This is a genomic window from Niallia circulans, from assembly GCF_007273535.1.
Classification (GTDB): domain Bacteria; phylum Bacillota; class Bacilli; order Bacillales; family Cytobacillaceae; genus Niallia; species Niallia circulans_B.
Window position 1 is genome coordinate 1288775 of the sequence record NZ_RIBP01000004.1, and the last position, 22487, is coordinate 1311261.

A 22487-nucleotide genomic window follows, 5' to 3' on the forward strand; every position below is an offset into this window, starting at 1 on the left:
ATAGAGACATTGGACGCGGAGGGGAATACACTTTGGATAAAATCATCGTCCGCGGCGGAAAAAGGTTAAATGGAACGGTTAAAGTAGAAGGCGCAAAGAATGCCGTTTTGCCTGTAATCGCCGCTACATTATTAGCAAGTGACGGAAAAAGCATAATTAAATCAGTCCCAACTCTTTCGGATGTATATACAATAAATGAGGTTTTACGTTTTCTTAATGCTGACGTATCATTTGCCAACAACGAAGTTACAGTAGATGCATCAAAAGAGTTGAGTGTGGAGGCGCCATTTGAATATGTGCGCAAAATGAGAGCTTCAGTTTTAGTAATGGGTTCATTATTGGCTAGAAATGGCCATGCAAGAGTAGCTTTGCCAGGAGGCTGTGCAATCGGGTCTAGACCTATTGATCAGCATCTTAAAGGCTTTGAAGCAATGGGAGCTAAAGTTCAGGTTGGAAATGGCTTTATTGAAGCATCAGTTGAAGATCGTTTGCAAGGAGCAAAAATCTATCTTGACTTCCCAAGTGTTGGAGCTACAGAGAACATCATGATGGCTGCAACTTTAGCAGAAGGTACAACAATCATTGAAAATGTAGCAAAAGAACCTGAAATTGTTGATCTAGCTAACTTCCTTAATGCGATGGGAGCGAAAGTCAAAGGAGCAGGAACTGGTACACTTCACATTGAAGGTGTAGAAAAGCTATACGGTGCAGAACACACAATTATTCCTGACAGAATTGAAGCAGGTACATTTTTAGTTGCTGCAGCTATTACAGGCGGAAACGTCCTTGTACAAGGTGCAGTGCCAGAACATCTATCATCTTTAATTGCAAAGATGGAAGAGATGGGTGTAGTCTTCAAAGAAGAAGAAGACGGACTTCGTGTAATTAGTGCTGAAAACTTAAAAGCAGTTGATATTAAGACAATGCCTCATCCAGGATTCCCAACGGATATGCAGTCTCAAATGATGGCATTGCTGCTTCGTGCTCAAGGAACAAGCATGATAACGGAAACTGTATTTGAAAACCGTTTTATGCATGTTGAAGAGTTCAGACGCATGAATGGCGATGTTAAGATTGAAGGACGTTCTGTTATTATGAATGGACCAACAAACCTACAAGGTGCTGAAGTAGCAGCTACAGATCTTCGTGCAGCAGCAGCATTAATATTGTCAGGACTTGTTGCTGAAGGCATTACAAGAGTTACTGAGCTGAAGCACTTGGATCGCGGATACGTGAATTTCCATCAGAAGCTGGCAGCTATTGGTGCCGACATTGAAAGAGTAACAGAAGAAGAGCAAGTAACTTTGAGTGCAACTTATGTTGCAGATTTAAATGCATAATAAGTAATAAGCAGCTTTATTCATTTCCTTTTGAGATGGATATAGCTGTTTTTTTATGCCGTTTTTTGTGTAGATGACTGGTATTGGTTATGCGAGAGATAGAAGGGGAAGGTAGAGAAGGGTAGTAGATATTATTCAAATACTATGCAAAGAATAAAGATATAGAACAAATCTTAGGTGATTTTTGTTATCTTTTTCCCCATAAATACAGTCATAAATGCTTGTCCAAATCCATAAGAATGTTTTGTAAGGCATTTTTGCAAGGCAAATCTACATCGTTCTTATGGAGGCTACAGATGATTAAATTCAAACCCTTTATCGCACTAGGAGCCATTCTGTTCAGCATCACCTTATTGCTTCCAGCAATTTTAGTACTACCTTTTATTTCAGAACGGGGAAATGACACACATGCCCCACCTGCAGAGGAAACTCCAGCAGAAAGTACAGGACCAGCTGTGGAGGTTTCCATCTATAGGGAACAACAAAAAAAGATAGAAAAAGTTGATTTAGAGGATTATGTTGCCGGCGTTGTGGCAAATGAAATGAATGCAAGCTTTGAACCTGAAGCACTAAAGGCACAGGCTTTGGCAGCAAGAACCTATATCGTCCGGAGAATGATTTCTGAGACAGAATCAGGACTGCCAGATGGAGCAGTGGTTGGTGACTCCATTACCTACCAAGTATATAAAAATAAAGAGGAATTAAAAACGACTTGGCAAAGCAAAGATTATGATTGGAAAATGAAAAAGATTGAGGATGCCGTCCAAGCTACAACAGGACAGATTCTGACATATGATGGACAGCCGATTGATGCTTTGTTTTTTTCAACAAGCAATGGCTATACAGAGAATTCTAATGACGTATGGGCAAACTCGGTTGCTTATTTAAAAAGCGTCGAAAGCCCTTGGGATAAAAATTCACCGAAGTTCAATGGCGTAGAAGAGATTAGCATTCAAGATTTTGAAAGCAAGCTTGGCGTCTCTGTAGGAAGCAGTGCCAGCATTATGACAAGTGTCGAGTATACTTCAGGCAAACGTGTTGCGAAGGCTAATATAAGCGGTAAAGAGCTCACAGGGACTGATATTCGCGATAAGCTTGGATTGAAGTCAACAGACTTTACAATGACTAGAAGTGGTCAGAGTATTATTGTGACTACAAAGGGCTATGGACATGGTGTAGGGATGAGTCAGTACGGTGCCAATGGGATGGCAGCAGAAGGCAAGAATTACAAGGATATCGTAAAGTACTATTATAAAGATATAGCTGTGACGAACTCAGAGAGCCTCCTGACGGCTTATATGGCGAAAAAGTAATAATGATGTATGGTTAAGCTCCCTTGGACACCAAGGGAGCTTACTATTGCTTTACGGAGGCAGTCACACAACAAAAATAATATTTGAAAAAAAGTTTTTATTTTCATGCATAAAAGAATTCAGATTGTCGAAAAATAAGTTTTAAAAAAAGTTTTTTGAGAATGTATATATTTATCATTATCTGTTCAGAATGATTGCTGAGGTGATGATAAAATGAGAGAGGAAGAAAACAAACGTACTTCTCCAAAATCAAAAGTAAAGAATTTCTTTAAAAAGCGTTGGGCATTTCCAGCTGTTTATATCGCGAGTGCAGCTATTATTCTAACAGGTGTCCTTTGGTATCAAAACAGTGCAAATGAGACAGACAAGTTTAAGTATGATGCATCAAATCCATCAACACAGCTTGATGACGAACCAGCAGTACCAGTTACAAATGATGTGGAAAACTTCGCATGGCCAGTTAATGATCCAGATAATGTAATAACGCAAAAAGGTTTTTATGACAATAGCCAAAGTAAAGAAGAGCAAGTAAACTCTCTTGTGTTCTATGATAATGTGTACCAGCCAAATACTGGTGTAGATTTAAAAATGGAAGATAACAGTGAATTTGAAGTTCTAGCTTCTTTGAGTGGAACAGTTACTAAAGTATCTGAAGATTCTGTCCTTGGTAATACTATTGAAATTGAACATGCAGATGGAATTAAAACATTCTATCAATCTGTGAAGGATATTCAGGTTAAAGAGGGAGACGAAGTGAAAAAAGGTCAATCTCTAGCTACATCTGGACAAAGCCTATATAACAAAGATGGCGGTGTACACGTCCACTTTGAAATCCGCAAAGCAGATGTTGCTGTTAATCCTATCGACTATTTCAATAAATCCTTAGCTTCATTAGAAAAAGCTGATACATCTGAAGCAAGCCAAGCTACAGAAGAAAATGAAGTGACACAGGAAAATGCAACAGAAGAAGATGCTGTATCAGATGATGCAACACAAAATGAGTCCAAAAAAGAAGTAAGTGATGAGTCAACAGATACAACAAATACAGATGCTTCTGATGAATCAACAGATTCTTCAAGTGATGACGCTGCAGATGAAAGTACTTCAGCAGATCCAAATGCATAATGCTTATGCTGAGAAGTCCAATTCTTTCGACAGAATTGGACTTCTTTTTTATTATTTTGAAGACAAATTTCTCGGGAAATAATAGCAAACGGAAAAAGGCATGATGTCTGGAAGGAACATCATGCTTTCTTTGCAATAACCTGCTTCTTTTTTAATTGAGTGGCTTGGACGATGCGGAGAATGGTCAGGATGAGGACAGATGATCCTGTGAAGATATAGATGATAAGCATCCATATTGTCTGACTGTCTGTACCCATAAGAAATCCGTGAAAGAGAGCTGCATAAAATGTTGGGAATGCAAGAAAATGAATGGCTTTCCACACTCTTTTTCCAAGCTTCTTCAGGAAGTCTGTTGACAACACCAAAAGCAGGAAGCCGTAAAAAGCGAAAATGCCCAATGAAAGGGAGATGACATTATGTTCAACGGTAAATGGTATAAGAATATTAAAGATGGTATAAGAGGTGTAATCTGTATCGAATACTAAAACGAGACCATGAACCATACCGAACAGCAGGCCGAACCAGCCAGTTGCCTCGTGAGTATTTAAGATTATTTTTTGAGCTTTTTTTGGAAATATCGGTAGTTTAAAGGTTAAACCTGTCAGCATAGAGATAAACAGTAGTAAATAGGAAGTTATCGCTGCTGCTCTTGTTACATTCCATATGCTGAATAAGTCACTAACATTGGAAACAAAATCATTCATACTGTTTCACTCCTTTGTTTGTATATAGGTGTAAATTACCTCCTGACAGACATCGATCATCCTCAGTCAGGACGATAAAAGCAATATTTTTATTATCATTAAATCTTTTTAATCCTTCCTCCCATCCAAGAATAAGCAGGCACTTTGCGATTGCCTCTGCTTCTGTGAGTGTTGGGGCTATGACAGTGACTTGGATTAAATTAGAGGCGCTTGGCATACCTGTCCTTGGATCGACGATATGATGATGCCTGCACCCTCCTTCAGTTACCCAATTCCTTTTAACGATAGAGCTTGTCGCAATTCCTGCATTTCTTAGTAATTCAATAGAGGCGATTGTTTCTTTCGTGCGATATGGATGATCAATCTTTACGACACGCTTTTTATATTCTAATCCCCATGCGCAAATATCTCCTCCTGCAGATATCGCACCTGTCCTTATTCCATCCTCCTGCAGCAGCTCTGCAATGCACTGTGCTGTCCAGCCTTTCGCAATGCCGCCTAAATCGATTTTGATGTCCTGCTTTAGAGTTATACTCTTCATACCGGCATCGATTGATAGAGGGCGAATATTTGCGTTTAATGGTGGTAATGCCTTTTTATCAGGATTTGCTTCTAGCAGTTCAAAGCTTCGGTCATAGCCGAGAGCGATAAGCTGTTTTCCTAAATAAGGATTATAGACGCCCTTTGTGACTGTATAGTAGAAGTCAGCTATCCTAATAGCCTCAAATAGAATAGAACTGCATAGAAAAGGGACATTTTTTGTATTGTTTAATTGAGACAGTTCACTTGCCTGATCGAAACGGGATAATGTCCTCTCCGATTTCTTAAACAAGTGAGTGATTTTTCTTACAGATTCTGCTGGCACATCGAATGTGCGAATCGTTGTATTCATGCATGTGAAGGCTGTTTGCTGCATATAATTATCCCCTTAAGATGAATGACTGCGTAGGTCTCCGCTATCTGCTGTACTACCGTTAGATGGAGGCGCCTGGAAGCCTGAACCGCCGCTGAAATTATTTGTCCCACTGTCAGGAACTGTGGCATCCTCAGTGCTGCCACCTAGCGTTGAATCAGAGGAACTGTCACTGTCTCCTTGATAATCTCCTGCCCAAGAGTCGCTGCTTCCAGAGGAATTGCTATTCCCGGAAGAGTAATTGTTCCCGGATGATGAGTCACTGCTGCCAGATCCGCCATCAGGTGTTGTATAGCTGCCGCTGCTGCCATCCTCCTGTGCAAATGGGTTTTGGCTGCTTGGTGTCTCGCTTTGTTGCCCATTTGTATTTGGTTGATTATTATATGCTGTTTGCTGGCTTGCTCCAGTTGAATTTGTTCCGTTTAAAAAACCAATAAATCCTGTAAAAGCTGCAACGCTGGATAGACCTATGATCCACTTTGATTTTTTAGGTGCCATATGCAATTTCCCTCGTTTCTTTTGTCATTATTTGCTTATAAGGATTGTACGAAAGTTTCCTTAATTATTTCTTAAGCGGTAAATAGATTTTTTAGGTAAGTAAGAGAAAAAAGAAGTAAACCTTGTTCCTATTCAAAATTTTCTGCATAAACTTTGACCCAAGCTAATAAACTGTTACAAACCTTACAAAGTTGAAGTTTGGAGTGAGGGATCGTTATAGATAAATGGATATGTAGTCGAGGACATGTTTAATCACGATAAGATCAGAAAGCGTTAAGCTGTCTGCCGCATGAGAGTTAGAGAGTTATCCATGAAAGGAAACGTGCGGGATGAAGAATTTCGATGAAGCGAAGAGCGAGTCTCATTTCACACTTCTCACATCCAATTTAGGGAGGGCGAGTGGTGTGCACGATTACATCAAAGAGAGAACTATCAAGATTGGAAAGTATATCGTGGAGACGAGGAAAACAGTTCGCGTTATTGCGAAGGAGTTTGGCGTATCCAAAAGTACAGTCCATAAGGATTTAACAGAAAGGCTTCCTGAAATAAACCCGGATTTGGCAAACGAAGTAAAGGAAATTCTTGATTATCATAAATCAATCAGACATCTTCGCGGTGGGGAAGCAACAAAAATGAAGTACAAGAAGGAAGAGTTGGAAGGGGAAACAGTACAATAAGACAGAAAATAAACAGACATCAAAAGGCAAGCAAACTTTAGCTATCGATGGAGGACAATAACCAACCTCCATCGGTAGAAGAAATAAATATTGTAATTTCCGGACTTAGCAGGCTAAGTCTTTTTTATATGTACATACTTATAGGTATCTAACACAGATTTGTTTCCTGTGCAGTTATATAACAGATAGCTAATAAAAAAAAAGGCTAATCGTTTAAACGAACAAATATGAAAAAATTACATATAAAAATAAGAAAAAATACGCATATTTTTGACAAAAAGTTACTTCTTTCGTCAACGGTATGATAGAATAGAAAATTAGAGTAGGGCTAATACAAATCTTGTTTTAATAAGGTTAGAAGGCTTGTGAAGTGTTAGACATACGCTTATCATAAACGAAATTTAGGAAGTTTGTAGCAGTTGTATTTTATATCGAACAACTGTTCTTCTTTCTGTCATAGTATTGCTCCAGAATGGTTAAAATAATCCGCTTATTGAATGCTTACATAATTTTAATGAAACTCGGTTCGCTTTTTTGCGTTTAAAATAATGGGAGAATATTAACTTTTCATGTAAAGGTCTGTTTATAAAAACAACAAATTGAAAAAACTGAATAATAGCTATAAGGAGGAAGTGTAAAAAATGTTCGCTAGAGATATTGGTATTGACTTAGGAACAGCAAATGTATTGATTCATGTTAAAGGGAAGGGTATTGTTTTAAACGAGCCATCTGTTGTCGCTTTAGATAAAAACTCAGGCAGAGTGCTTGCAGTCGGAGAAGAAGCGCGCCGCATGGTTGGTCGTACGCCAGGTAATATTGTAGCGATCCGCCCGTTAAAGGATGGGGTTATTGCAGATTTCGACGTAACAGAGTCCATGCTTAAGCATTTTATTAATAAGCTGAATGTTAAAGGATTTTTGTCAAAGCCTCGTATTCTTATTTGCTGTCCAACAAACATTACAAGTGTTGAGCAAAAAGCAATTAAAGAAGCGGCGGAAAAAAGCGGCGGTAAAAAGATTTACTTAGAAGAAGAACCAAAGGTTGCTGCTATCGGAGCGGGAATGGATATCTTCCAGCCAAGCGGTAATATGGTAGTAGATATCGGTGGAGGAACAACAGATGTAGCAGTTCTTTCAATGGGTGATATCGTAACTTCTTCCAGCATTAAGATGGCAGGGGATAAGTTCGACAGTGAAATCCTGCAGTATGTTAAAAGAGAGTATAAGCTGTTAATTGGCGAAAGAACAGCTGAAAACATCAAGATTAATATTGGAACTGTTTTCCCTGGTGCACGTAAAGAAGAAATGGAAATCCGCGGACGTGACATGGTTTCTGGTCTTCCAAGAACGATTACGGTTCATTCAGAGGAAATTGAACAAGCATTAAGAGAGTCTGTAACAGTTATTGTACAAGCTGCTAAGAGTGTTCTTGAAAGAACTCCTCCTGAGCTTTCAGCTGATATTATTGACAGAGGCGTTATTTTGACAGGAGGCGGCGCTCTTCTTCATGGAATTGACATGCTGCTTGCTGAAGAATTGAAGGTTCCTGTTTTAGTTGCAGAAAATCCAATGGATTGTGTTGCGATTGGAACAGGCATCATGCTTGATAATATTGACCGTTTGCCAAAAAGAAAGCTAGGATAAGCTGCTTTTCTACTGGTATAGATAATAAAAAAGTCGGCTGTCCATTTTGGAAGCCGACTTTTTTTATTAAATTTTACATTTTGCATTAAATTCCATTAGATATTTGCAAATAACTTCCGATATAATAAAGGATGAAGTTTATATGCAAGATATGACGTTATTCAACAAATTAATACAAAGATATTAGGAACTTATTTTATAATATATATAGTCTTACTAAAAAAGCGCACAAAGATATGAAAGAAATGGGGATAGTATATGTTTAAAGGATTTTATACTGCGGCATCGGGTATGTTGGCACAGCAAAGAAGAACAGAAATGCTGACAAATAATATGGCAAACAGTAATACACCGGGATACAAGGCAGATCAATCTGCAGTCCGCACCTTCCCAGACTTGCTGCAGCAAACCGTTGACACATATTCACAAAACGGGAAAACTACTAAGTCAACGATTGGCTCATTAGGGACTGGAGTGTATATGCAAGAAGCTATCCCAACATTTACTCAGGGTGATATTACACAAACAGACTTGAAAACAGATATAGCCTTGGTGAATATAAATGTTCCTGGAGATGACAATAATACAGCAGGCTCTATTTTCTTTAATATCCAAGATGCGAATGGTGAAACAAAATATACGCGCAACGGAAATTTCACTCTTGATGGCCAAGGGTATTTAACAACAGGAAGCGGTTTGTATGTTTTAGATGAAAATAACGAACGAATTCAGCTGCCAGATGATAATTTTACTGTGTCAAATGAGGGTATTTTAACATCAAGTGCTGGGGATTATCGTCTTGGTGTAAGCTATACAGCTGATCCTAAATCGCTTGTAAAAGAAGGGGACGGCCTATTTCGGGCTGAAGATGGCCAAGCGCTTGAAAGTGCGTATACAGCAGGTGGCGTTTCATTTCAATTGAAACAAAACTTCTTGGAAAGCTCTAATGTTGATGCGAGCAGGACGATGACAGACATGATGTCTGCATACCGGTCCTTTGAAGCAAATCAGAAAATTCTTCAAGCATATGACAAAAGCATGGATAAAGCCGCAAATGAAATAGGGAAAGTATAATAGCAGTCCACTTTAGGAGAAGCAGCCCAATAAGGGGGAGAGAATGATATGAACAGAACAATGCTTATTGCTACAAATACAATGACACAATTACAAAAACAAATGGATACAATCAGCAATAATATTGCTAATGTCGATACGAATGGCTATAAGAAAAAAAATGCCACATTTACTGATTTGCTTGTACAACAGGTTAATAACCAAACGGATACAACACAAGAGGTTAATCGCCAGACACCAAACGGTATAAGACAAGGTAACGGAGCAAAGGTAGCACAAACCCAAACGGTTATGACACAAGGGACATTAAAAACAACAAACCGCCAATTGGATACTGCATTTACGTCAGAAGGACAGCTTTATCGTGTACTTGTTCAAAATGGCCAGACGTCAGAAGTACAGTACACAAGAGATGGTGCCTTCTACTTGACGCCAGTATCAAATACAGAAAACATGCTTGTCACAAAACAGGGATATGCAGTGCTTGATGAAAATAATAATCCGATCATGCTGAATAAAGATGTGAATGAATACTCCTTATCTAAAACAGGGACACTTCTTGCTAAGCTTAACAATGGCCAGACTCAAACCGTTGATCTTGGTGTGACTGCTGTCAATTATCCTCAATTCCTCGAAAAAAAAGGCGATAACCTGTTTGGATTGCCTGCTAACTTAGATGAGCTTAACATGACAAGAGACCAAGTGCTGACTGATTTGGATGGAGCACTTCGAGGTGAGGTTGCTGTTTCACAGAATGTGCTTGAGCAGTCAAATGTTGATTTGAGCAAGGAAATGGTTAATTTGATGTCGACACAGCGCTCCTATCAATTCCAATCAAAAGCTATCACTATGGCTGACCAGATGATGGGGCTAGTGAATGAGATACGCTAAGAGGGTGATTATGTATGTCAGCTAATACAAGCAGTCAAGAATTGATAAAAACACGAGAGCAGTTAAGGGAAGAACGCCAAGACAATAATCAACAAGAGAAACCTTCTTCCAAAAGGCTTGGCAGAATCCGGATGATTCCGATTTGGCTTCGTTTGATCATCATTATTGCCTTGATAGTTGTAAGCCTGACTGCAGGAGCTGTAATTGGTTACAGTGTAATTGGGAACGGAAAAGCAGGCGACACATTCAATAAAGACACATGGACACATATAATTGATCTTGTTGATAAAGAATAGGCATATAAATATTTTTAAAAAGGAAGGGGATTTCCCTTCCTTTTTTATAAGATAATTTAGTACAATTATACATAACCACATATTAGTAGGAGGTCATAATAATGTTAGATATAAATCAAATTAAAGAAATCATTCCTCATCGTTACCCATTTTTGCTGGTCGATCGTATTTTAGAGGTTGAGGAAGGCAAGCGTGCAGTCGGAATTAAAAATGTTTCTGCAAATGAAGAGTATTTCAATGGACATTTTCCAGAATTCCCTGTAATGCCAGGTGTGCTTATTGTGGAGGCTTTAGCACAAGTAGGTGCTGTGGCAATGCTAATTAAAGAGGAAAACAAAGGAAGACTTGCTTTCTTCGCAGGTGTTGATAACTGCCGTTTTAAAAAGCAAGTATCACCTGGTGATCAGCTTCGTCTTGAAGTGGAAATGACAAGAGTGCGGGGGAACTTCGGCAAAGGGAAATGTGTTGCTACAGTTGACGGTGAAATCGCTTGTGAAGCTGAAATTATGTTCGCGTTAGGCGATAAGAAGGAATAATAAAAAGGCATTAGACATTAGCTAGAAGCTGGTGTTTAATGCCTTTTATTATAAAATTCTGGGAAAGTACAATATCATGTAAGTTGTTCTTTTTCTTGGACAAAATATTTATTGACCGTAAGTGGTCATTAAATATATAAGGAAAAGGGGACAATACAAATGAGTAAATGGGTGAAGTTGTTAGGTGTTTCTGCAATGTCTGCAATGCTTCTTACTGGTTGTGGAGATAATGATGATCAAAGTCCGGCACCGGAAGATGATACAACTGTTGAAGACACAGATTCGACGGATAACAATATCATTCCGGACAATAACATTATTCCAGATGGTGATGGAAATGACCGTCTCAACAATGATGACGGACTTAACAACAGAAATGGCGATAATGACAACAATATAGATAATGGCGATGACGGCTTTATTGATGATGACAACAATAACAATAATGACCGTAACACAGACAACGATCTTGACGCCGCAGATGATGACAATGATCCGGGCGAAGACATGATCGAGGACAAAAAAGATAGAAATGACAAGGATGATAAAGATAGCTAATCCTTTTTTAGGCGCAGTCTACTTATGTAGACTGCTTTTTTTATTGTGGTTTCTTTTCAAGGAAAAGCTGTTGTTTGCTGTGCATCAATTCCTTAAACCTTTCAGACAGTGCTTTGCCCTCATAGCCGCTCTCCAGGAGATGATCAAGCAGCATCTCTGCATAATCCTTGCGATTTCTTTTAAGGCTTCCCTGGAGCAACACACTGATTGTGTCAGTAAATTTACTGATAGAATGTACAATAACTTCAAACGGTGCGGGGTCATTTTCCTTTTTGGAAATTACAGCATGTACTAGCAGTTTCTGTCCATCGTTTAGAGCATTTTCAAAAAAAGAGTAATCAGGATGATCCATATATAATTCAATTAGCCAATTATGATGGTCATCCTCTTTATTGATAATTAATCCATCCAATATTGGTATTACTGTTGCATTTTCACCCTGTAATAATTGTATGGAGATAAGTTTGAATGTCTTCACTAGAAATGCCTCCCCCTCAAGTCAAAAGCCTACTACTATTATAACTCAGTTTATCGCTCACTCCAAAGGACCCCTATTTTTCTTTTATCAGATTTTGGGAATTAAATGATTAGCAATTATTTATACCTAACAGTCAGGGGCTGAATATTTGTGTCATTACTATATTGATAAATTATCTAACATTTATACCAATATAATTGCAGGAGCAGTTGGTAAAAAACTGTCATCCTGTCATGCCTTCCGTAGATATATGTCGAATGGCAGGGAATACTGCGATAAATTACAACTTTCATACCAGTATAATCAGGGGTACAAAAGGACTTTAGCCCCTTAATCAAGTGGGGTAACTGTGATAATTTTATATGGTGTCAATATATTCAGAAAATAATGAAATATCGGGAGGGGAACCTTGATATGCAAAAAGGAAAAATATTAGTTTTTGTCATCATGCTATTTATGTTATTTTCCAATAGCGTCTTAGCTGCTGGCATACCGAACAAGGTAGAAAGTACGAAAGGAAAGGATAATCAGCTAACTGTAAAAAAAATCAACGGCAGTGAAGTGAAAGAGACATATAAAGATACTGATACTGTACGGGTTGTCGTTGAGATGACTACAGAGCCAACAGTTGATTATGCCCAAAAGCAGGCCAAGCAGGTGAAGGAGCTGCCAAAAGCAACAAAGAAAAAATTGAAAGAGGAGAAGCTGGCTGAGCAAAAGCAAGTTAAGCAAAAGGTAAAAAAGGAAAAAGTGAAATTCACAGAAAGAGAAAGCTTCACAACTGTCTTCAACGGGTTTAGTGGTGAAATGCAATATGGTGACATTAAAACAGTGGAGAAGCTGCCAGAAGTAGCTAAAGTACATATCGTCAACAAATATGAAAGACCAGAAGAAGAGACAGATATGGTATACAGCAAGGAGCTTGTGCAAGCACAAGAGGCTTGGCGTGATTATGGTTTTAAAGGAGAGGGAATGATTGTTGGTGTTATTGACACTGGCATTGATCCAAAGCATAAAGATATGATTCTCTCAGATGCTACAGAAGGAGAGCTGACAGAATCTGAAGTGAGCAAAGCAAAAACAGATAATGGATTGCTTGGAGATTATTACACAGAAAAAGTGCCATATGGTTACAATTATATGGACGAAAACAACGTTATTCAGGATATTGCAGAGGGAGCGAGCATGCATGGAATGCATGTTTCTGGAACTGTCGGTGCAAATGGCGATGAAGAAAATGGCGGCATAAAGGGAATTGCTCCAGAAGCACAGCTTCTTGCTCTTAAAGTATTTGGCAACGATCCAAATATGCAGTCTACATGGGGAGATATTTATATTAAGGCAATCGATGATGCGATTATCCTCGGAGCAGATGTTATTAACATGAGCTTAGGCTCAACAGCAGGTTTTGTGTCAGAGGATTCACCAGAGCAGCAGGCAATCAGTAAAGCGGTTGATAACGGTATCCTCATGTCAATTTCAGCAGGTAACTCTGCACATTTAGGAAGCGGCTTCGCTAATCCACTCAGCTCTAATCCAGACATCGGTGTTTCCGGTTCACCTGGCTTAAGCTATGACAGCCTTCAAGTAGCTTCTGTAGAAAACAGCTTCATGAAATTGGACGGCTTTAATTTCAAGGCTGGAGATGAAAATGGACAGGCTGCTTTTTTATCTGCAGGCAGTGTTCATCCTAATGATGTAAAACAGAAGGATTTTGAGCTTTACTATGCAGGGCTTGGGAAGCCTGAAAACTTTAACAGTGATGCGAAAGGAAAGTACGCCCTTGTCCAACGGGGAGAAATAGGGTTTGTGGATAAAGCTATAAATGCCCAGAATGCTGGTGCTGCTGGGGTAATCATCTATAACAATACAGATGGATTTATCAGCATGGCAAGTGATCCAGCAATCAAAATTTCACAGCTGTTCCTTCAGAAAACGGATGGTGATAAACTAGCAGCTGTGTTACAGCAAAAGCAAGCTGTATCCATTAATTTTGATGGCAGTCAAGTGACAGCAGCTAATCCAGAGTCAGGTAAGATGAGTGCATTTACATCTTGGGGCTTAACGCCAAACCTAGATTTTAAACCAGAAATCACAGCACCTGGTGGGCAGATATATTCTACGTTAGAGAATAACCAATATGGCATGATGAGCGGAACTTCAATGGCTGCACCTCATGTATCTGGCGGATCTGCATTAGTATTGGAAAGAGTAGACAATGAATTTGGTGTCACTGGCTTTGAACGTGTCCGAATCGCGAAGAACCTGCTAATGAATACAGCAGAGCCTGTTAAGGATATCGGCACGGTAAACAGTGCGTTAGAATGGGATAATCCTTATTCACCACGCAGACAGGGAGCTGGACTAATGCAGCTGCATTCTGCCCTTCAATCCCCTGTAATGATTACTGAAAATAAAACAAAAGAGGCGAAGGTATCGCTGAAAGAGGTTGGTAACAAGTTCAACTTTACATTAACTGTAGAGAACTTTAGCGATAGGGCTGTGAAATATGATGTGACAGCTAATCTGCAAACAGATTTTGCTGCATATGGCGAGCTTGGATATAATGCAGATGAATTAGAGGCACAAAACATTATTGATGGAAGCATCCTAATTGACGGAAAGAAAGAAAAAACAGTAAAAATCGGCGCGAACAAAAGCAAAAAAATCAAGGTGACCGTAGATTTGAGTAGCGCAAAAGTGGTAGAGCCATCATTGACAGGAAATTTTGAGACGCCTGTTGATATTGATGACGTTTTTGAGAATGGTTATTTTGCTGAAGGCTTTGTGACATTCACAGACCCGACAGATACAAATGCAGACTTGCATGTTCCTTATGTAGGCTTTAATGGTGATTGGAACAAAGCGCCTATTCTTGATGGAATGAAATACGATACAGAATCATTCTATGGTATGGGTGGAGCTGTATCTACAGATGGAGAAGATTTCTCTTACTTAGGATATGACCCTATTAATGACAAGTTCACCAAGGATGGAATTGCGATTTCTCCAAATGCAGACGGTACGCATGATGATGTCATTCCAGTGCTTTCCTTCCTGCGAAATGCGAAAATCGCAGAGTTTTCAATTGTCGATAAAAACAAAAAAACAGTGCGCACCCTTCTCACAGAGGAAGAAGTGACAAAGGATTACTATGATGGCGGCAATGGAACATCATACAAGCTAGATAGTGATTGGGCATGGGACGGCAAAGTGAACAATAAGCTTACTGACGGTCAATACTACTATCGTATAAGTGCTACTATTGATTATCCTGGTGCTAAGCCGCAGGTTGTCGATATTCCAGTGAAGGTTGACACGAAAGCTCCTTCTGTTAAAGCAGAGCTGACAGAAGGCAATAAAGTGCTTGAAGTGGCAGCGGCCGATGAGAAAAACGGTTCTGGTATTGCTTATGTCGACATTCAAAAGGATGGAAAAACGATATTAGCAAAACCGTTAAGCGCTGATACAGCAAGCTATACGTTACCAGAGGCATTGAATCCTGGTGAAAAGCTAACAGTAATTGCATATGATTATGCAGGAAATACTGCAGATACAGAATTAGAAGCAGCTGACACGAAAAAGGATACAACAATTCCTGTTATTTTTTTAAATGCCCCAGAAGCACTTGGTGTCTTTAATACATCAAAGGTACCATTCTCTGGAACAATTAAAGATGAATCGGCTATCAAGGAATTCACGATTGCAGGTAAAAAAGTAGAAACAACGTTGAATCAGGAGAAGGGCTTGTACGAATTTAGCAGTACAATGTCATTCAAAAGTGGTGTACACTCTTTTGAAGTGAAAGCAATTGATGCAGCAGATAATACGGCAGTCTTCAAAAGAACCATTATGGTTGATAATGAAAAGGCATCCCTGCAATTGAGTGGCTTGCCATTAAACCGCATCGTTAAAGCAAACAAGAAAAGCGTATCGGTTGATGTTACAGTTAGGGATAACTTTGATGAGCTGAAGCTAACATTAAACGGCAGTCAGCTGTATGCACAAAAATTCAAAGAGCCATATGCGATGAGAAGTGTGCAAAAAAAGCTCAAAAAAGTTAAGCTTGAGCTTGAGCCAGGTTTAAATGAATTCACGTTTGAAGCAACAGACCTTGGCGGCAATAAAACAGCCAAAACCGTTTATTTCTACAAGCTAGAAAAAACAGAAAAGCAATCAAATAAAACAGTCGTACCAGCAGATAAAGAATAATATAACAAACCCCGGAGTAGCGTATTCTCCGGGGTTGTTTTTGTTAATAAATCGGGTTGGCCGACTATTGATATGTTTTTTAGTTAAGAGAAACAAGATCCTTCAAATCATCTGTTGAAAGCTCTGTCAGCCAATTTTCATTTTGAATGATTTGATCATTTAATGTTTGTTTTTTCTCAAGCATAGCATCTATCTTTTCTTCCAATGTCCCGGTGCAAATCATCTTATGAACATGAACAAACTTTGTTTGACCGATTCTGTATGCACGGTCTGTTGCCTGGTTTTCTACAGCGGGATTCCACCAGCGGTCATAATGAATAACATGGTTTGCTGCAGTTAGGTTCAGTCCTGTTCCGCCTGCCTTTAAGGAAAGGAGGAAGATTGGAAATTCATTGTTTTGGAATTGCTGTATAAGTGTATCCCTCGTGTTTTTCGGCACACTGCCGTTCAAGAAAGGCACATCTACATTATATTTCTTTTTAATCATAGCCTGAATCATATGACCCATCTCAATATATTGAGTGAAAATCAGACAGCTTTCCTTTTGCTCAAGAATAGCATCAACGAGTTCAGACAGCTTCTCCATTTTAGTGGAGCGATCAACTAACTGAGCAGGGTTCTCTTCCTTCAAGTAAAGGGCTGGATGGTTGCAAAGCTGCTTCAGCCTGCTCAGCATTTGCAGGACAAGCCCTTTTCGTTCAAAGCCTGTCAGCTGCTCTATTTTCACGAATGTATCGGAAACAAGCTGTTCGTATAATGCAGCCTGTTCGGGTGTTAAGCCACAATATTCCTTTTGCTCAAGCTTATCAGGCAGGTTAAGCGCAACCTCCTCATCCTTTTTCGTTCTTCTAAGAAGGAATGGGCGAATGAGCGATTGCAGCCGTTCAATTCGTTCTTTTTTATTATCCTTTTCAATCGGGATAACAAAACGCTTTTGAAATTGTCCGATGCTGCCAAGATAGCCATGGTTCGTAAAGTCAAAAAGAGACCATAATTCATTTAATCTATTCTCCATTGGCGTACCGGAGAGGGCAATATAATGCTTAGCCTTTAATTTACGGACAGCACGAGATTGCTTTGTCTGTGAGTTTTTAATGTTTTGCGCTTCATCAATGGAAATCGAGCTCCACGTGACCTGTTCAAATTGCTCAAAGTCAATATGAGATAGACCATATGATGTTAAAACAACATCGTAATGCTGCAGCTTCTCAAGGAACTCCTCATCCTTCAAGCGATTCGATCCGTAATGCAAATAGACTTTTAAGGACGGAGCAAATCGTTCAATTTCCTTTTGCCAATTTCCCAAAACAGAAGTTGGACAGATAATCAATGCAGGGGCATGCTCTTCTGTTTCTGTTTCCTTAACCTTCAGCAAGTAGGAAATGAGCTGAACGGTTTTTCCAAGTCCCATGTCATCTGCAAGAATCGCCCCGAATCCGTACTTACGCAAAAATAGGAGCCAGCTCATCCCGAGAGTCTGGTAATTTCTTAATTCACCAAGAAACTTTCCTGGCACTTGTTCAAGGGGCAGGTTTTTAACTTCCTTTAATTGGTGAATCATCGTTCGCCATTGTCTATTTAGTTCAATTTGGATTTTGGCAAATGCTTTCGGATTATCCAGCTCATCAACTGCGTCGTCATCCTGTTGATTCAGCTCCTGCTCAATCAAGTCTCGTACATGAAGGCCTTCCTGCTCAGCCTTCTTCATAAGATCTTGAATTTGTCTTATGAAGGAAGGGTCAAGCTTAATCCAGCGGCCACGTACGAAGACAAGTCTGCGCTTTTCCTCGACCATTTGCTTGAATTCCTCTTCAGACAGGGTCACACCATTCATTGAAAAGCGCCAGTTATAATCGAGCATTGCCTGAAGTCCGACAAAGGAAGGACGGTGATTTGTCGTTGCAACCTTTGCCTTTACCTTCATGCTGGCACTTTTCATTGCTTGCCACCAAGATGGAAGAAGAATGTCAACACCAAGAGCAAGTAGTGTTTCACTGGCATCTGTCAGAAAGAGCCATGCTTCCTCTTCTGTGAGCTGATTTGTCATCCTGTTCTTCCCTGCAAGCCACGGGAAAAGAGAAATCCATCGAGCCTGCTCTTCTGCTATATAGCCTTCATATTCAAGCCATTTAGCTGGAATGCCCTGTTCTTCCATATCAATAACAGTATCAGGGTTGCTTTTGGCCTTTAAAAATATATCGATATTCCACGTCTCATTTAGATCAGCAGGCTCCACGAGCTTTATTCCTAATGTAAATGGATAAGGAGTACTTTTAAGCCCCATCCATTCCTGCCAAGTTTCCTCCGTGAAATAGCGAGACAAACTGGCAGGAGATATATTTGCATTCCGCAAGGCATTTATTTTCTCGCCAAATGCCTGCTTGCTTTCTTCGTTTGCATTTAAGTATTCATCTAAGGAGTCATGGAACCATTTTTTAATAAATGTTAGGTTGCTGACTCCTTCTAATTCCTCCTGCAGCGTTTCTTCCCAGAAGGAATCAGTGAATTCTTCTGTAACACGATTAGGCAGTGCCCATTGAAAGGTGTCATTTTCCCAAGATTGGAAGTCAGGAATCCACTCTTTATTATAAATCGATTCAAACAGGCTGGGTGCGGCAGATAGACAAACCTGCGCGGTGTCATTCCAATCCCATTCCAAATACCTGTTAAACCGTTCGTTTGCAAAAAGTGTGACAAGCTGCCACGAATCAAGAGCGATTCCTTCAACACCTTCGACAGTAACTGTGTTTAAAAATGTGCCATAAAAGCTTTCTTCATGATGTTGGAAAAGAAGGTTTTTCCAGTAGCTTGGATATAGGTATTCGTGATCGGCCTCCCCAGTTAAGAAAAAACCGTTGGCTTTATAATAATGAACATTGATTTTTAAATAATTATTCTTCAGCATGGATCAGTTTACCCTTTCTGCATTCTTCATGAAAGGCTCTTAAACGCTTTGTCCGATCAAGCGTCATTGTTAAGAACAGCTCAAATTGCTGTTGTTTTTTCAGCTTTTTATAGATAGTTCGCAATTTTTTCATCTGGCGGACAGCAATGCGGTAATGATCTCTGCTCTTTTGTTCAATATGCTCCTGAATCGAACGGTGATAAAGGGAGAGAAGCAGCTGCTGATCATGTTCCTGCAATGTTTTTATTTGCTCCTTTGATAGCATGTCGATACCAAGGCCCATATATGTGTATAAATCGATCCATTTATCAAACTGCTTTTGTTCATACAGAAAGTCCTCGTACTTTCTGTAACTGTAAGGCAATGCTTGCATAAAAAGGCGTTCTAAAATGTCCAACCTGTTTTTGGCATGACAAAATGGAGTGGCTGCCCTTATGCTCATACTTGTGAACTCATGGCAAAACTCAAATTCATTTTCCTGCTGCAAATAGCTTTTTAGATGCTGGATAAATGGAGTTAAATACAGCTCCAGCCTGTTCCATTCCCGTTTATTGTTTAATATGTCGAGCCAGTACAGCATGTATGGCATGATTTCCACTTGCAGCTCCTGAATACTATGTCCAGCTTTAGCATCTTCCCTAAGCAATACTTGCAAATGGACAGCAGCAACCTTTTCGGTGAAAATGGGGGACGTGATTCCCTCCAGTTTACGCAGTTCATCCAGTCGCCATTGTTTTTTTGTAAACAGATTTGTCCATAATACCCGATAAATTTGAATACTTTCAAACGAAATTGTTTCGTGAATATATAGAATTTCTGTACTGTCATCCTTTAGTTTTTCCAAAAACAGATCGAAGGAAAAGGGAAAGGTGAAATTGGCCAGCCTATTCAAATATTCCTGCACTCCTTGCAGAAGATCCTGGAATATATGACGATAATACCGGTTGATGACTCCATCCGCATGATTTTTGTCCTTGCTCATGGAAAGAAACAGTTTAAATGTGATAACATGGCCAACTAAAAGGTATAAATATTTCCACTCAGTCTGCTGAGGAGCGGCGTTTTTTAGTTTACGCATATATATATAGTACATTTCAGAAATGCCAGCAGGCTTATTATTGTTTTCTTCCATTAAGGTTTGGAAGGTATCTGTGAAGAATTCAACCCAATCTTGATAATCCGGTTCTTTGTTGGCTGGGTTCTTTAATAGGTCACTTGCACGCATGAGCGGAAGTGCACTCAAATCAACTGGCGCTTTTTTTGGCGGTTGTCGCCAATCAGACAGCCATGTAGACACTTTTCCTGCCTGCCCAAGTACAGAAAAGAATAAAGCAAGCTGATGCCGGCAGTATCCTTCAGCGAAGCATGTACAGGTGCTCATAGAAATATCGTGAATGTTCAGCATGGCTTTCGCAGGGTTAACATCTTGAATAATCCCTGTTACTGTCTCATCGTCCAGCTTTACCTGTGACACGTAATTTTGCCGATATAGAAGCAGCCCTTTTTCTACAATTTTTTGTGTTAAGGGATCACTTGAATCAAGAGCTTCTTGAAAGTTCTTGGCACAATGGTTTAAATGCTCTAAATATTGTTCGTGCAGCAAAAGTAAATCCCTCCAGAAAATCAGCGCAACGGGTTACATGAAAAGCTGATTCATATTTATATTAATCAAGAACTTGGCGTTCGATTCTAAAAAAAGTCCATTTAATAATTATAGCGTTTTTTTGAAGCAGATGGTAGGGAGGAGGCTGGAGAAAAAATGTATAAAAACAGACCAGCCTATCAGAAGGCTGGTCTTAAGGATTTTAAAATTAGTATAGGCGCTTAAAGCTGACAAAGTGTTTCTTATAATAGGTATTGTCCAAGCTTGTTTTTCTTACACCGTCAGAGTCAGCATGTACAAACTGGTTATTGCCGATGTAGACACCGACATGAGAAATTCCTTCTTTATATGTCCCCTCGAAGAAGACTAAATCCCCAACTGCAGGTACATTCACATAAAAGCTGCGATCATAATATCCTTGTGCAGATAGACGGCTGATTGAATCACCAGTTTGATTAAACAAATAGTAAATTAGTCCGCTGCAATCAAAACCAGCTGTTGTTGAGCCACCCCAGGCATATGGTATGCCTATTAAGCTGTTGGCTACAGATAGAAGGCTCTTGTTAGAGTTGCTGTTGTCCGAAATAAATTCTGGTTTGCTCGCATCCCCTTTATCGACAGAGCTGCTTGTTTCAGTTAAGTTCCCTGTAACCTTTAATTTTTGACCAGGGAAAATAAGATCTGATGACAAATTATTCAACTGCTTTAGTTTTGCAACGGAAAGATTGTAAGATGAAGCTATTTTACCCAAAGTATCTCCGCTTTTAATCGTGTATGTACCAGTAGATACAGTTGTCGTGTTATCTTTAGTAGAAGAACTGCCTGAGTTTGCTGAATTATTGTTGTTACTGTTTGAACCAGAGGAAGATGGTTTAGAAACAATAAGTACATCACCAGGATAAATGATAGTTGAACTAATGTTGTTCCATTGCTTTAATTCCCCTAAAGTAATCGAGAACTTGTTTGCAATTTTTATCAATGAATCTCCTGATACGATTTTATACGTTTTTGCACTTGTACTTGCTGTCTGTTTGCTTGTAGTATTCTTGGATGATGTATCTGTACCTGTTACATTAAGTTTTTGGTTAACAAAGATTAAATCGGATGACAAATTATTATCTGACTTCAATTGCTTTACAGTCGTGTTATACTTGCCAGCAATTTTGCCAAGCGTATCGCCTTTCTTTACTACATAACTACTAGCCGAGGCGTGGACAGAAAAAGCAGTCGATAAAATAGCAGCAGTAGCAAAGACTGTGACTTTTTTCTTCATTTTTTTACACTCACTCCCAAATATTATGTTTATATAAAACTATCTTATCATAACGAATCAGCCTATAGTACCCATTTTCATAGAAAAGTAGGCGGTTTCAAGTAAAAATAGGTAATTACTCATGGTATTTTAGAAGGTTACAGGGGAGGTTAAATGCAGATGTTCGTAATAGGGTGTGGTGGTGTTTTATATAAAGAAATATTAGGCCGGGATTATGCCGAAACACAAATAATATATAATTTCATCCACATTGGAGACAATGAAGCTCTAGTATATAAATAGTTCGTTTCATTGCGCTGCACACACTCACTTTCCGCAAGGTCTTCACCCTTCCTCTATGTACCTTAGTAATAGAGTGTCCTCTTTTATGTTCTACCATTATTTATAATTATTGTAATTAAATAGAAAAAAGTAAATAAAAAAACTGAACTATTGATCGATAACCGAT

The 22487-nt window shown here is 39.2% G+C and carries 18 protein-coding genes; 11 read left to right on the plus strand and 7 right to left on the minus strand.

Annotated elements, in window-relative coordinates; genetic code table 11:
- Nucleotides 1–32 precede the first annotated feature (32 nt).
- From murA to CEQ21_RS14400, 3 genes are all read left to right on the plus strand, one after another.
- Nucleotides 33–1340 carry a UDP-N-acetylglucosamine 1-carboxyvinyltransferase gene (gene murA / locus CEQ21_RS14390; RefSeq protein ID WP_185765112.1) on the plus strand — a complete coding sequence of 436 codons (1308 nt, stop codon included), beginning with the start codon at nt 33–35 and terminating at the stop codon, nt 1338–1340.
- Between the two features lie 296 nt (nt 1341–1636).
- Nucleotides 1637–2653, plus strand: coding sequence for a stage II sporulation protein D (spoIID, locus tag CEQ21_RS14395; RefSeq protein ID WP_185765113.1), 1017 nt, complete (start codon nt 1637–1639; stop codon nt 2651–2653).
- A 213-nt stretch (nt 2654–2866) separates the two neighbouring features.
- A complete protein-coding gene (locus CEQ21_RS14400; RefSeq protein ID WP_185765114.1) occupies nt 2867–3778 on the plus strand; it encodes a M23 family metallopeptidase in 912 nt (303 codons plus the stop codon).
- Between the two features lie 119 nt (nt 3779–3897).
- On the opposite strand, the gene CEQ21_RS14405 is transcribed toward CEQ21_RS14400, so the two are convergent.
- From CEQ21_RS14405 to CEQ21_RS14415, 3 genes are read right to left on the minus strand one after another with little or no spacing between them, the layout of a single operon-like run.
- Nucleotides 3898–4482, minus strand: a complete 585-nt coding sequence (locus tag CEQ21_RS14405; protein WP_185765115.1) for a ferric reductase-like transmembrane domain-containing protein — start codon at nt 4480–4482, stop codon at nt 3898–3900.
- The gene (locus CEQ21_RS14410; RefSeq protein ID WP_185765116.1) at nt 4475–5398 is read right to left on the minus strand and encodes an FAD:protein FMN transferase; all 924 of its coding nucleotides are present in this window, start codon (nt 5396–5398) and stop codon (nt 4475–4477) included. The genes CEQ21_RS14405 and CEQ21_RS14410 overlap by 8 nt, the downstream gene beginning before the upstream one ends.
- 12 nt (nt 5399–5410) lie before the next feature.
- Nucleotides 5411–5893: a hypothetical protein gene (locus CEQ21_RS14415; protein ID WP_185765117.1), complete on the minus strand. Its 483-nt coding sequence runs from the start codon at nt 5891–5893 to the stop codon at nt 5411–5413.
- A 404-nt stretch (nt 5894–6297) separates the two neighbouring features.
- On the opposite strand from CEQ21_RS14415, the gene spoIIID reads away from it, so the two are divergent.
- The 7 genes from spoIIID (at nt 6298) to CEQ21_RS14450 (ending at nt 11568) form a co-directional block, all read left to right on the plus strand.
- Nucleotides 6298–6570 (plus strand): sporulation transcriptional regulator SpoIIID, encoded by a 273-nt coding sequence (gene spoIIID / locus CEQ21_RS14420; RefSeq protein WP_016204804.1) that lies wholly within the window; start codon nt 6298–6300, stop codon nt 6568–6570.
- 641 nt (nt 6571–7211) lie between these two features.
- The gene (locus tag CEQ21_RS14425) at nt 7212–8213 is read left to right on the plus strand and encodes a rod shape-determining protein (RefSeq protein ID WP_185765118.1); all 1002 of its coding nucleotides are present in this window, start codon (nt 7212–7214) and stop codon (nt 8211–8213) included.
- Between the two features lie 258 nt (nt 8214–8471).
- Nucleotides 8472–9287 (plus strand): flagellar hook-basal body protein, encoded by an 816-nt coding sequence (locus tag CEQ21_RS14430; RefSeq protein ID WP_185765119.1) that lies wholly within the window; start codon nt 8472–8474, stop codon nt 9285–9287.
- Between the two features lie 48 nt (nt 9288–9335).
- Nucleotides 9336–10178, plus strand: coding sequence for a flagellar hook-basal body protein (locus tag CEQ21_RS14435; protein ID WP_185765120.1), 843 nt, complete (start codon nt 9336–9338; stop codon nt 10176–10178).
- A 14-nt stretch (nt 10179–10192) separates the two neighbouring features.
- Entirely contained in the window at nt 10193–10474 is a 282-nt protein-coding gene (locus tag CEQ21_RS14440; RefSeq protein ID WP_185765121.1) for a DNA-directed RNA polymerase subunit beta, read from the plus strand.
- 101 nt (nt 10475–10575) lie between these two features.
- Nucleotides 10576–11010: a 3-hydroxyacyl-ACP dehydratase FabZ gene (gene fabZ / locus CEQ21_RS14445; RefSeq protein WP_127739027.1), complete on the plus strand. Its 435-nt coding sequence runs from the start codon at nt 10576–10578 to the stop codon at nt 11008–11010.
- Between the two features lie 159 nt (nt 11011–11169).
- On the plus strand, nt 11170–11568 hold the full coding sequence (locus tag CEQ21_RS14450; RefSeq protein WP_185765122.1) for a hypothetical protein: 399 nt from the start codon (nt 11170–11172) through the stop codon (nt 11566–11568).
- A 40-nt stretch (nt 11569–11608) separates the two neighbouring features.
- Here CEQ21_RS14450 and CEQ21_RS14455 read toward each other — a convergent pair whose 3' ends face one another.
- Complete coding sequence (locus CEQ21_RS14455) at nt 11609–12046, minus strand: YwpF-like family protein (RefSeq protein WP_185765123.1); 438 nt, start codon at nt 12044–12046, stop codon at nt 11609–11611.
- A 414-nt stretch (nt 12047–12460) separates the two neighbouring features.
- Between CEQ21_RS14455 and CEQ21_RS14460 the strand changes: the two genes are divergently transcribed.
- Nucleotides 12461–16258: a S8 family serine peptidase gene (locus CEQ21_RS14460; RefSeq protein WP_185765124.1), complete on the plus strand. Its 3798-nt coding sequence runs from the start codon at nt 12461–12463 to the stop codon at nt 16256–16258.
- Between the two features lie 79 nt (nt 16259–16337).
- Here the strand turns inward: CEQ21_RS14460 and CEQ21_RS14465 are convergent, their stop codons facing one another.
- From CEQ21_RS14465 to CEQ21_RS14475, 3 genes are all read right to left on the minus strand, one after another.
- On the minus strand, nt 16338–19163 hold the full coding sequence (locus CEQ21_RS14465) for a DEAD/DEAH box helicase (RefSeq protein WP_185765125.1): 2826 nt from the start codon (nt 19161–19163) through the stop codon (nt 16338–16340).
- Nucleotides 19150–20766 carry an SWIM zinc finger family protein gene (locus CEQ21_RS14470; RefSeq protein ID WP_185765126.1) on the minus strand — a complete coding sequence of 539 codons (1617 nt, stop codon included), beginning with the start codon at nt 20764–20766 and terminating at the stop codon, nt 19150–19152. Before CEQ21_RS14470 ends, CEQ21_RS14465 begins: the two co-directional genes overlap by 14 nt.
- 208 nt (nt 20767–20974) lie before the next feature.
- Entirely contained in the window at nt 20975–22039 is a 1065-nt protein-coding gene (locus CEQ21_RS14475) for a C40 family peptidase (protein WP_185765127.1), read from the minus strand.
- Nucleotides 22040–22487 lie beyond the last annotated feature (448 nt).